General features: G+C 42.9%; 10 protein-coding genes. 9 read left to right on the top strand and 1 reads right to left on the bottom strand.

All coding sequences use genetic code 11. From position 1 onward, the window contains the following. The first annotated feature begins 2 nt into the window (after window positions 1-2). From Q0144_RS07010 to Q0144_RS06990, 5 genes are all read left to right on the top strand, one after another. Window positions 3-632: a LysE/ArgO family amino acid transporter gene (locus Q0144_RS07010; RefSeq protein ID WP_298062843.1), complete on the top strand. Its 630-nt coding sequence runs from the start codon at window positions 3-5 to the stop codon at window positions 630-632. A 42-nt stretch (window positions 633-674) separates the two neighbouring features. Then, entirely contained in the window at window positions 675-1,160 is a 486-nt protein-coding gene (locus tag Q0144_RS07005; RefSeq protein ID WP_005871117.1) for a hypothetical protein, read from the top strand. A 495-nt stretch (window positions 1,161-1,655) separates the two neighbouring features. After that, entirely contained in the window at window positions 1,656-1,829 is a 174-nt protein-coding gene (locus Q0144_RS07000; RefSeq protein ID WP_298062841.1) for a DUF2892 domain-containing protein, read from the top strand. A 373-nt stretch (window positions 1,830-2,202) separates the two neighbouring features. Beyond that, a complete protein-coding gene (locus tag Q0144_RS06995) occupies window positions 2,203-3,417 on the top strand; it encodes a saccharopine dehydrogenase family protein (RefSeq protein WP_298062839.1) in 1,215 nt (404 codons plus the stop codon). A 60-nt stretch (window positions 3,418-3,477) separates the two neighbouring features. Then, the gene (locus Q0144_RS06990) at window positions 3,478-4,605 is read left to right on the top strand and encodes a TIR domain-containing protein (protein WP_298062837.1); all 1,128 of its coding nucleotides are present in this window, start codon (window positions 3,478-3,480) and stop codon (window positions 4,603-4,605) included. 30 nt (window positions 4,606-4,635) lie between these two features. Here Q0144_RS06990 and Q0144_RS06985 read toward each other — a convergent pair whose 3' ends face one another. Next, window positions 4,636-4,794 carry a hypothetical protein gene (locus Q0144_RS06985; protein WP_298062835.1) on the bottom strand — a complete coding sequence of 53 codons (159 nt, stop codon included), beginning with the start codon at window positions 4,792-4,794 and terminating at the stop codon, window positions 4,636-4,638. 209 nt (window positions 4,795-5,003) lie between these two features. Between Q0144_RS06985 and Q0144_RS06980 the strand changes: the two genes are divergently transcribed. From Q0144_RS06980 to metE, 4 genes are all read left to right on the top strand, one after another. Continuing rightward, a complete protein-coding gene (locus Q0144_RS06980; protein ID WP_298062833.1) occupies window positions 5,004-5,378 on the top strand; it encodes a hypothetical protein in 375 nt (124 codons plus the stop codon). A 251-nt stretch (window positions 5,379-5,629) separates the two neighbouring features. Further along, window positions 5,630-7,810: an STT3 domain-containing protein gene (locus Q0144_RS06975; protein WP_298062831.1), complete on the top strand. Its 2,181-nt coding sequence runs from the start codon at window positions 5,630-5,632 to the stop codon at window positions 7,808-7,810. 255 nt (window positions 7,811-8,065) lie between these two features. Then, complete coding sequence (locus Q0144_RS06970; RefSeq protein ID WP_298062829.1) at window positions 8,066-8,650, top strand: hypothetical protein; 585 nt, start codon at window positions 8,066-8,068, stop codon at window positions 8,648-8,650. 355 nt (window positions 8,651-9,005) lie between these two features. Beyond that, window positions 9,006-11,288 (top strand): 5-methyltetrahydropteroyltriglutamate--homocysteine S-methyltransferase, encoded by a 2,283-nt coding sequence (gene metE / locus Q0144_RS06965; protein WP_298062827.1) that lies wholly within the window; start codon window positions 9,006-9,008, stop codon window positions 11,286-11,288. The last annotated feature ends 1,277 nt before the right edge of the window (window positions 11,289-12,565 follow it).

Here is a 12,565-nt window from a genome sequence, read left to right as displayed (position 1 = left end):
CTTTGAACTCCTTATCGATCGGAATTTTCTTGCAAGGAGCCGCGCTGATGCTCTCGCTCATCGTTGCTATCGGCGCGCAAAATATCTTCGTCATCTCCCAAGGCCTTGCGAAAAACCACGTCGCGGCTGTTTGCATGGTTTGCGCGCTAAGCGATGCCGTATTTACGGCCGTAGGGATATTTTTAATCGGCGGCGCTCTTAAGCAAGACTCTCTTCTTACCCAAATTTTAGGCATAGGCGGGGTTATATTTCTGCTCTGCTACGCTCTAAGCTCGTTTTTTAGCGCCTACAGAGGCTCGCATTTTGCCAAGATTCAAAACTCTGCAAATAGCCCGCTGGCGCCCGTCGTAGCCAAAGCTCTTGCGGTGACGCTTCTAAATCCGCACGTGTATTTAGACACCGTCGTGGTCGTGGGCTCGCTCGGCGCTACGATCGTAGATGCCCAAAAGCCGTGGTTTTACGCGGGAGTTATGTTCGTATCGTTTGCGTGGTTTTTCGGCTTGGGCTACGGTTCAGGGGCGCTTTCGAAGCTTTTTGCAAGCAGCAGAGCGTGGCGCATAATCGACGCGCTCGTGGGAGTTTTGATGCTGTATATGGCGTATCTGATCACGAAGTTTGTCTTTAAAATTTAAAATTTCACGCTAAAATTCCGCATTCTTGATAAAGGATCTATGATGAAGATTGAAATTGAAAGCGGGCTCGAACTAAAAGAGGCCTTGTGGCGCGTAGAGAAAGCTCTGCGACTAGTGACCGATAAGGACGGCAAAATCACATCGAGCGCGACGCTTTACGTGGGCAAACATTCGCTTTTAAATTTACTCGATACCAACCAGATCGAAAATATCCAAAACGCCTATGCGCGCGCCAGGACGGAATTTCGCGCGGAGATGCTGGGCGTGCTGGAGGGCTTTTTATCCCAAGAGGATGCCGAGAAAGATCCGGAATATGCACTATTTAATCAGCTCTACCAAATGGCGATGACCGCGGGCAGAAAGAGTGATATCTTTATCCATGTCCAAGGCATCAGCGAAAACGAGGTCGTGCTGCGCGTATATCAGCGCTTTGAGCTGGAGAGCGGCGAGACAATCTATTACGCAGGCGGCGAGTTTAGCTACACTCTGGATGAAAATTTCGGCAAAATTTATCGCTACGAAATTTGATTTTAGCGGTGCGGCGCAAGATCGGTGCCGCCTCGATCGTAAATATCGCACTACGCTTTTTTGCTGCAGCGTCTGAATTTAAACCCCCTAAAACACGCGGCGAGCTAAATTTAGACAAGCTTTCTGTGACGATAGAATTCCGCTCGGTTAAAATTTATCGTAATTCCAAATTTAAAGCTGCGTACAAATTTTTATCCCTCGATACGCAAATTTTATCCTACTGCCCGCCGGCATTCGAGTTCACCTTATTTTACGCTTGCCAAAATTTTAAATCGCTCGCATAAAATTTTATTTCTTAGGCACATAAATTTTGTTGTATCGCACTTTTACGCAAAAGAAAAGATAATTAAACGAAGCCGAATTTAACCAAGGCGCGTATGTAGGAAGGCGAGCTCAAAGATGATACGCTAGATGGCGGTTTGTTGCCATTGCTTACTTTAAAAATTTTTAAGCATTAATACGTGCAAAATGTAAAAACAAAGAAGTGAAAACGCAATGCTAAGCAGAAAAACTAGGATAATAAGAGCGCTGATCGGGCTAGCGATAATGATCGCCGGAGTCGTGTTTGGCAGCTGGTGGGGACTGATCGGACTGGTGCCCTTTATCGTGGGCGTCACGGGATTTTGTCCGGCTTGCTACTTTTTAAACCGCTGTTCGCTAAAGCGCTAAATTTAGCTGCGGTATGCGGTTTGCTGCGCGCCTGGGCAAGAAGCGCGATAAATTTAGCGGCGAAGCGGGCGAGCTTTAAATTTTAAATTATCCACGCCTTGCCGCGGAACGTTAAATTTAAACGAGCGCTTTAAAGCTTAAAAATTTTATCGCGCGATGCAGGGCGGTAAATTTAATCTCGTGCTGCCGTCAATCGGTATGCTGCTATCCGCGTAAAATTTTAACGCCGTGCCGCTTTCGACGCTCTTGTTATGACTGGTTTGTGCGCCGTGCTAGCCATAGCCAAACTTTATGATTAATTACACCTAGCCTCTTAAAATTCATCTTAAATTTGCTAAAATTGCAGCAAAATTTAAAATTTAAAGGAGCCCAAATGTCAAATATCTTAATCATAGGCGCGGGCGGCGTGAGCCAAGTCGCGACCATAAAATGCGCGATGAACGCGGACGTTTTTACAAAAATCACACTTGCAAGCCGCACCAAAAGTAAGTGCGACGCGATCGCTAAATTTATCAAAGACCGCCTAGGCGTGCAAATTGGCACCGCCCAGATCGACGCGGACCACACCGACGCGGTCGTAAATTTAATCAAAAAAACGGGCACCGATTTGCTTTTAAATGTGGCGCTGCCGTACCAGGACCTAACGCTAATGGACGCGTGCTCTCGCGCCGGCATTCCATACATCGACACCGCAAACTACGAGCACCCGGACACCGCCAAATTTGAATACAAGCTGCAGTGGGCGAAGGACGGCGAGTTTAAAGCCGCAAACACGATGGCGCTGCTAGGAAGCGGCTTTGATCCTGGCGTGACGAACGTATTTTGCGCCTACGCGCAGCAAAATCTCTTTGACGAGATCGGCGAGATCGATATCCTAGACTGCAACGCGGGCGATCACGGCTATCCGTTCGCGACGAATTTCAACCCTGAAATCAACCTGCGCGAAGTAAGCGCAAAAGGCCGCTACTGGGAGCGCGGCGAGTGGAAAGAAACCGAGCCGATGCAGATCATGTTCAAATGGGACTACCCGAAAGTAGGCGTCAAAGACAGCTACCTGCTCTACCACGAGGAGCTAGAAAGCTTAGTAAAAAACATCAAAGGGCTGAAGCGAATCCGCTTTTTCATGACATTCGGACAGAGCTACCTCACGCATATGAAATGCCTAGAAAACGTCGGCATGCTGCGTATCGACGAGGTCGAGCATAACGGCGCCAAAATCGTGCCGATACAGTTTCTAAAGACGCTACTGCCTGATCCTGCGTCGCTAGGCCCTAGAACGAAGGGTAAAACCAACATCGGCTGCGTGATTCGCGGGCTCAAAGACGGCAAAGAGCGCCAAGTCTACATCTATAACGTCTGCGACCATGAGGCTTGCTACGCCGAGACGGGCGCACAGGCCGTTAGCTACACCACAGGCGTGCCTGCGATGATCGGCTCGATGATGGTGGCAAAGGGTATCTGGAGCGGAAAGGGTGTCTTTAATATGGAAAATTTCGACGCCAAGCCTTTCATGGATGAGCTAAATAAGCAGGGTTTACCGTGGGAGATGATAGAAATGAAACCCGGCGAGAGGTATGAAGCGGAGTGATACTCTTATAATATACTTGTAATTTAATTTTTTACATTATATAAACCATAAAGGATAAATATGAAACAAAATAAAATATACGAGTATGATGTAGCATTGTCATTTGCTGGAGAAAATAGAGAGTATGTAGAAGAAGTTGCCAGTTTTCTTAAAAACTTTGGCGTAAAAGTATTTTATGATGATTTTAACCAAGATGAAATTTGGGGTAAAAATTTATTTGAATACCTTCAAGATATCTATCAAAATAAGGCTAAATACACAATAGTTTTTATTTCCGAGCAATATAAAAATAAAAAGTGGACCAGGCATGAATATAGATCTGTTCAAGTAAGAGCGTTAAACGAAATAGACCAAGAATATATACTTCCAGTTAAATTTGATAATACAGAGTTGCCTGGTCTTAATGAAAATTTAGCATATATAAGTGCCAAAAATAAAACACCAAAAGAGATAGTAGATTTTTTTATTAAGAAAATCGGATTAGTTTTTAATCAAAGATGGTGGGGTAAATGGGAGCGAGATAGTATCGTGCCTAGCAATACGGGCTCTTTATTTATAAAAGACGTAAAACAAAATGGTTTTATTTTTGATTTAATGGTTCAAAATGGAGCATATTTGGGTATATTGGGAAATGAATATGCCAAATTTATATCAAAAAATGAAGCTATATTCGAAGAAGGCGAAAGTAAAATTAAATTTGTGAAAATAAAAGACGGAATTCAAATAGATCCGATAAACTGTCAAAATTTGTGTGGCATAGGTGCATATTTCGACGGTATTTATGAATTTCAAAAGGATATTTTTACATTTTATGATGACATCATAGATGATTTTGTTTTATCAAAAATATATGCATTAATCACTAAAGATGAAAAACATGATTTAGAAAACTATAGTCCGGAATCCAAATGGGATGATTTTTTAAAATGCTTTGGTAGTAGCAGTGTATGCATTGATAATCTTGATGACTTTAAAGCAACTATAATTGACGCATTTGTTCCAGGATTCTATAGTGACTATGCTGCGATTTTAATAATAGATGATAATAAAGAAATTTGGGGTGCCTACTCTGATGCAGAAAAAGTATACTACTTTACAACAGAACAAAGATACAAAAATAAAATTCCAAAAACCATAGAAAATTGGGCAAGTCGTTTCAAGACAACTGATATAATTTATTTGGATTAAAAGAAATTTGAAGTTAACAGCAGCAAAGTTTTAGCCGCTTTCCGTTACACAACTAGCATCCCCAAAATCCGCCTCACGCTCGAATGCCACCGCACTCATAGGCTTGCTGCAATACGGCAGAGGAATACTCTCCTCGGCGATGCTTGCGGCATTTTCCGCGGGTACGCCGCGAGTGATGTTTTGGATCATAGCGCTGTTTGTTTGGCTAAGCGCGCTTGCTGCATATTTAATAAGTAAATTTTAAATTGCGGCGAAATTTTATAATTTGCCATCGAGTCCGGCTCTGTTTTAAACAGACGGGCGCTTTCTTAAATTTAAACTCTAGCTAAATTTAGACCGAAATTTTTAAGTAAACTTTGCTATAATCGCCGAAATTTTGAAAAAACCGAGGAGAAAATATGAAACTAATTTACGCTGCTTGCGTGCTCGCCGTGTTTGCTTCGGCTCAGACCGAAACTGTGCAGGTGCCGGACTTTGCTAAAAGCTCGATGAAGACGCATGAGCAGGCCGAGGAAAAACTAATCGCAAATGCCCTAAAAGGCGATCTAAGCCAGATCGCAAGCGATCTAAAGATCGATAAAACGCTAAAGGGCGGCGAGTCGCTTGTCATTAACGGCGCGCATTACAGGACGATCGAGGGCGACAGCAAGCAGTGGAAAGAGGGCGACGCCGTGCGCCTGCTAAGCGGCAACAAGGACGGCAGATGCCTAAGCTCGATCATACTTAATCTGCGCACGAAAACCGTCTGTAAATTTATGTGCGACGCGTATTAAATCGCGTAAATTTTGATACTTTATAGCGCGAGTAAAATGGATTAAATTTCGGTTTGCTCGCGCCCCCCGCAGTAATTTGTCGTATAAATTTCTACATCTTGCATCGTAAATCAGGTAAATTCTGCTATAATAAACGGAAATTAAACAATGCCGTTAAAAACGTAGCGCGGGCGCGATAAAGCGAGTAAAATTTGTAGAGGCAAATTTTAACCCTGCCGCTCGGTACTTCAAACGGTAAATCAAGGAAAAAGATGCAAAAATTTAGAATTACAAACGGCGAATACTCCCGCATGGATATTTTTCTGATCATGACGCTGGTTTATATATTCGGCATGGCGTGTAGGTTTTTTTGGATATATTGGGCGAGCGGGATCGAGCAGTTTTCCTTTGACGGCGAGCTCATCATGACTACAAATGACGCTTTTGCCAATGCCGAGGGCGCGCGCGATATGATAGCGGGCTTTCATCAAACTGGCGATCTTAGCCCGTACGGCGCGTCGATCCCAACTCTGGCATTTTTAATTAGCAAAATTTTACCTGTCAGCTTAAACAGCATTACGATCTATATGAGCGTATTTTTGGCGCCGCTAGTGGCCGTACCGATTATTTTAATAGCAAGAGAGTATAAGATCCTGGGCGCCGGCATCATCGCGGCGCTGCTTGCTTGCATACTGCCAGGGTATTATATTAGAACCTTGGGTGGGTATTTCGATAGCGATATGTTAAATGTTACTCTGCCGCTGCTAACGCTATGGGCTTTGATTAGGCTCATAGGGCGAAGCGAGCAGAGCGGCTTTGCTTTACCTACCGTTTTTACGGTGATTTATGATTGGTGGTATCCTAGCTCGTATTCACTAAATATGGCGATTATAGTGATATTTTTAATCTATACTTTGATTTTTAATAGACACAATGAGGAAAATTACAAAGCGATTATTCTTATGGTCGCAGCGGTTATAAAATTTGGCGCGTATTACGAAGGCGAGACAATAATTGTAAATTATATTTTATTGCTTAAGATTGCACTAATTGCGTTTTTATATTTTTTAATGATTAAAATTCCAAGCCATAAAAGCAAAAAAGCTCTTTGGATTTTGGGTACGATCGCCGTAATTACGTTCGTCATATTCGGCGGACTTGTGCCTATAGCAGTGCAGCTTAAAGCTTACATCTTAAAGGATGTAAGCAAAGAGGAAATTTTCTACTTCTATGGCGTTAGGAATACGGTTAATGAGGTAGAAAACGCTAATTTCATGAAATTTGTGCTTGAATCTAGTGGGCATCTATTTATATTTATATGTGCAGTAGGGGGACTGGCTCTATTGTTGATAAAATTCCGTTCGTTCATCTTAACCTTGCCGATGATAGCGCTTGGAGTTTTAGCACTTTTCGGTGGAACTCGCTTTACAATGTACGCTACACCGATGATAGCGCTTGGATTTGCTTATTTTATATATTTCACGCTGAATTACTTTGAAATACGTACCTGGCTTAGAAGTACTTTGTTGGCTATTTTAACCTGTTTAGCGCTAATGCCTAGCATAGATTTTATTTATAAATTCCGAGTTGCGCCTACGCTTACGAAAGACTCCATAATGCCTCTTGCGGAGCTAAAAAATAAGGCTAGCAGGGAGGATTATGTGCTATCGTGGTGGGATTACGGATATTTAATCAGATATTACTCCGATGTAAAAGTAGTAGCTGATCCCGGAGGTAGACAGGCAGGAGAATACACTTTTATGAGTGCGTTTTCCTTTAATAAAGATGAGGTAAGCTCTGCTAATATGGCAAGGCTTAATGTCGAATATATACAAAAGTTGCAAGGTAAAAAATTTGATCCTAAACTGGAAGATAAATTTAAACTAAATCTATATCAAATTCAAAAAGATTATGGCGAAGCCGATATCAATAAATTCTTAAGTTCTTTGAGTGATAAGAATTTCAAGCTTCCACGGAAAACTAGGGATATATATTATTATTTTGTACCGCACATGATAGATATATTGCCCAATATTTTAAAATTTTCTACTGTAGATATAGAAACAGGTAAAGAGTCTTGGACACCATTTATTCATGTGGGTTATGATATTAGAATGGGTAAAGATGGAGTGAGTATCATAGTAAATGATGAGTGCACGCTACCTAGCGCCGATCCGGAATATCTAATTTTTAACGGCAAAAAGGAACCTATCAATTCCTATTATCAGGTAGGCGAAGTAGACGGCAAACTCGTTAAATTATCAAAGCAGGTAGATGAAAGCTCTGATCTGTTCGTTATATTTTTACCGGATTACCAAAGAATTTTAATCTTAGATAAAAAGGTATTTGAGTCAGCCTTTATCCAACTTTTTGTGCTGGAAAACTATGATAAAGATCTGTTTGAGCCCGTTTATTTAAGTAATTATGCGCGGATTTACAAGTTATTAAGATAAATTTATATTCAGAGGAATATTGCGTAAATTCTTATTGCATTATGCTTTTACAAAGCGTATGTTACTAAGCGATAAAATTTATAATGCAAGCTATATGCTTAGATTTAGAATTTATACTGGTTATAAATAAGTTATAAAAATACTTCAAAATTTTGTCACTAAAAATCGTAAATATTATGTATTTACTTTAAATTTAGCCTAGGTTTCGAAGCGTGTCGCTATCATTGAGATAAAATTTCACCAAAAGGAGTAAAAATGAGAAATTTAGTTGCAAAAGTGGCCCTTCTTAGCTCTTTAGCTGCAGTAAGCGCGATGGCGGAGGGTCTTTTCATAGGCGGCGAAGGCGGATATAATTTCAAAAACCAAGCCGCAGGTTTTGATGACGGACAGCCGCAAATCGGCGTTAAAGCCGGATATGACTTCGGCACGTTTAGGGCCTACGGCGGGTATTTTTACGGATTTAAGGGCGAGGATTCTAGCTCGAATGCCAATTCGAAAAGAAAGGTTAAATGGAGCACACACGATTTCGTAGCTGGTGCGGATTTTACGCCGGAGCTTTTCGGTAGATTTAAGCTTATCCTAGGCGCTTACGCTGGGCTTTCGGTTTTAGATACTGAAGTTAAAATAGACTATAGCAATGGCGGCTGGGTTAGAGCGGACGATACGCTGGGCGGCTTCATTTTGGGCGGCAAGATAGGTACTGCGTATGAGTTTGGCTCCAATAGCGAGATTGAAATGGGCTTTAAAGCAAGCAAGGCGTGGTACAAAGACGGCGATTATATCGAAGATAACGACGGTAAAAAATACGGCGTTTACGCAGGATATAATTATAAATTCTAAGAATTTTCATATTTGAGGCGTTGCACTGCTTTCATAGAGCCTTGATGCTCAGTGGCTTTGCGGTGTATCAGGTAAGGCTAGCTTCGTCGCAAGGCTTTACTAAGTTTTAGTAGAATCTTGCGATGAGGTTTAAATTATGATGAATTTAACGTCTTCAAATTCCATCATCAAATTTTAACTCATAGAATTTCGTCGATAAAAATTCCATTTCAGATTTTATTGGCTAAATTCCACCCCTGCGCTTTTGGATAAAATTTCGTTCATTTTCGAGATTAGATTAAAATTTTAATGACGGCAAAAGAAATTTTAGATAAAATCAATATTTTCATATCAAAATTTTACTTAAAGGATAGAGATGAAGAGTTACGTTACGGGCTTTCCGCGTATCGGAGAGCAGCGCGAGTTAAAGAAGGCTTTGGAGAGCTATTGGGCGGGCAAGTGCGATTATGACGCGCTAGAGCGAGTCGCCGCAGAGCTAAAAGATCGCCACATCAAATATCAGCTGGACGCTTGGAGCGGCCTAATTAGCGTAAATGACTTTTCATACTATGATCTGATGCTCGATACCAGTGTGCTTTTCGGCGTGATCCCGCAGCGCTTTATGGCCCTTTCGGCACATGAGCAGTACTTTGCGATGGCGCGCGGCAGCAAAGACGCAGTCGCGATGGAGATGACGAAGTGGTTTAACACAAACTACCACTATATCGTGCCTGAGATCTCGGCGTATACGGAATTTAGCCTAAATCCTAGTAAAATTTTAAGCGAGTACAAAGCTGCGAAAAATAACGATTTTAAGGATTCCTGCGCGCTAAAGATAAATTTAATCGGACCTATCACCTATCTTGCGCTTAGCAAATCAAGTGATAAAAGCGATCCACTCGCGCATTTAGATGCCCTTGCCACGAAATACGAGGAACTGCTAAAGCTTCTTAGCGAGCTTGATAGCAAGGTTATAGTTCAGATCGACGAGCCGATCTTCGTGACGGATCGCGCGGCTGAGTTGGCGTCAAAGATAGCACCGATTTATCAGCGCCTAAGCAAGGCTGCAAGCAACGTAAAAATCATCTTTATGACCTATTTCGAGCATGCGACCGAGGCCGTACGCGAGATAGTAAAGACTGATGTTTGGGCGATCGGGCTTGATTTTGTTTACGCAAGCAAAGAGAATATCAAAAAAGAGCTTCAAGCTTTAAAAGACGCTAAGACCGTGCTTTTTGCGGGCGTGATCGACGGGCGTAATATCTGGAAGAGCGACATCGACAAAAAGCTCGCTCAGCTCAAAGCCATCGAAGCCTACGTTCCTAAGGAGCGCATCTATGTGGGCACCTCCTGCTCACTTTTGCACGTGCCTTTTACGCTAAAATATGAGGACAAGCTAAGCACCGAGATCAGATCCTGGCTAAGTTTCGCGGTCGAAAAACTAAGCGAAATTTCGATTTTAACCCATCTTTTCTTTGAAATTCCGATGTGCGAACACGGCATGAAGGCTTACGAGGAAAATCAAAAATCCGCTAAAACTCGCGCTAGCTCGCCGCTTATTCATGATGAGCGAGTGCAAAGCCGTGCCGCAAATTTAAATAAATTCGAGCGCACCGATCGCTACGAGGATCGCATCAAAGTTCAAAAAAAAGAGCTCGGATATGGAATTTTGCCTACCACTACGATCGGCTCCTTCCCGCAGACTGCCGAGCTTCGCCAGGTTCGCAACGCCTATAAAAAGGGCTTAATTGGCCGCGAAGCCTACGAGCGTGACATCAAAGCTTACATCGACGACTGCGTTAAATTTCAAGATGAGATTGGTCTAGACGTGCTGGTTCACGGCGAGCCTGAGCGCAACGATATGGTCGAGTATTTCGGTGAGCAGATGAGCGGATACGCGTTTAGCGCCAACGGCTGGGTACAGAGCTACGGCAGCCGCTGCGTGAAACCGCCACTACTTTTCGGCGACGTGAGCCGCCCAAAACCAATGACCGTGGAGTGGATCAAATACGCTCAAAGCCGTACTAAAAAGATTATGAAGGGCATGCTAACGGGGCCTGTTACGATGATGAACTGGAGCTTCGTGCGCGACGATAAGCCTCGCGAGCAGATAGTAAAACAGCTCGCACTTGCGATTTTTGATGAAATTTCGGATCTGCAAGACGCAGATATCAAGATCGTTCAGGTGGACGAAGCTGCGTTTAAAGAGGGCTATCCGCTACGCGCGGAAAATATCCCTGCGTATGAAAAATTTGCCGTCAGCGCCTTTAAGCTCGCCGTCAGCGCCGCAAGCGCTCACACGCAGATCCATACACATATGTGCTATTCGGAGTTTAACGACATAATCAAAACGATAGAGGCGATGGATGCCGACGTCATAAGCATCGAGACCGCTCGCAGTGGCAACGAGCTACTTCGAGTTTTCAAATCAGTCGGCTATAAGCAAGAGGTCGGTCCGGGCGTTTACGACATCCATAGTCCGCGAATTCCTAGTGTGCAGGAGCTCGTAAGCCAGATCCGCGCGCTGCTTGAGGTGCTTCCTAAAGAGCAGCTGTGGATCAATCCGGACTGTGGCCTAAAAACCCGTAAATGGGAGGAGGTCCGCCCTAGCCTAAAAAATATGGTCGAAGCGGTTAGGATCATCCGCGCAGAGGGGTAAATTTCGCGCAAGAAAAAGACTTTGCTGCTGGGCAAAATTCCGCCCGGCAGCCGTTTTGCGATAGAATTATGTGGAACGTTTATTTCGAGTATGGACCACTAAAATATTTGTGCGAAATTTTACTTCGAACGAGCATGAAAGGACGGTGAGAGATTTCTACGCGTCTGCTTGGCAAGCATATTTGATAGCCGCTAAGTAATGCAGCAATATGAAATTTAGTGCAGGCTTTACGGCTTTTACAGACGCACAGAGACGGGCATTTCTTGAAAATGTGGCGTAAAATTTTATCTCGATTGCTAGCTCGGAATTTCATCGCAACTACTCGCTTGCTTGAGACGCAGAGCGTAAATTTTATCGCGATTGCCCTGAAGGCGGGCTGGGGCAAGCGATAAAATTTTAAAATTTTCACAAATCAGTTCTTGCGCACACAGATCTCTTCGCTAGCCGAATAAAAAACGCTGAAATTTGCAATTTTACGCGGCGTTTTATGAGCTACTCGCGCCGCTAAATTAGAATTTCAAAACGCGAGCCAAAGCCGGTATCGTTGCGCTAGAAATTTTAAATTACAAATTAAAATTTACATTATCTCGTTAGAATGGCTGGATTGCGAAGCGAGATTCGGCTCTGCTACGTTAAATTTCAGCCAAGTCAAAATCTATGTAGCCGCATTGAAATTTACGACTAATTTTGCCTGGCGAGTCTGAAGTTGCGTTGTCGCGCTAAAATTCGAGTCTAGAGCTAAAATTTACGATGCAAAGCTCATTGATTTTAACTTGTGTTTTTTGCAAGAAAGAGCGAGGCTAGCGTAAGGTGCGTTTGCGTTGATACAAAATTTTAAAAGGGGCTTTATGGTGGCGCAGGTCTGCAATTTGCGGTAAAAATTAAAAGCTATGATTTTGGCTCATAAGGCGCAGCTTTTAGATGGTTTCTATCACGCCTTAAAGTGAGATTTTACTTAGTAATTTCACGCGGCAGATTTTAACGGGCGGAATTCTATTATCGCTGCAAAATTTTTGGCTTTTAAAATTTTGCTTTGTAGAATTTCAGCCCTCATGGTTGTGATGAAGTGTGGCTCATCTCATTTCGTAGGATTTTAGCGGCATCGCGCGCGTCTAATTTATATAACATGATTTCAAAAGGCGCTTATTTTGAAATCCTGCGGGTAGAACCTGCGAGACTGCGTTTACGAGGTTTTGTAAGAATTTGATGCAAACCGCTCAGCGCATTTAAAAATTTTATTCATGCGTCGAGCCCTCATTTGCGTTTCAAATTTTACC

This window comes from uncultured Campylobacter sp. (genome assembly GCF_938045345.1).
Taxonomy (GTDB): domain Bacteria; phylum Campylobacterota; class Campylobacteria; order Campylobacterales; family Campylobacteraceae; genus Campylobacter_B.
This window is presented reverse-complemented; position numbering and strand designations above follow the sequence as displayed.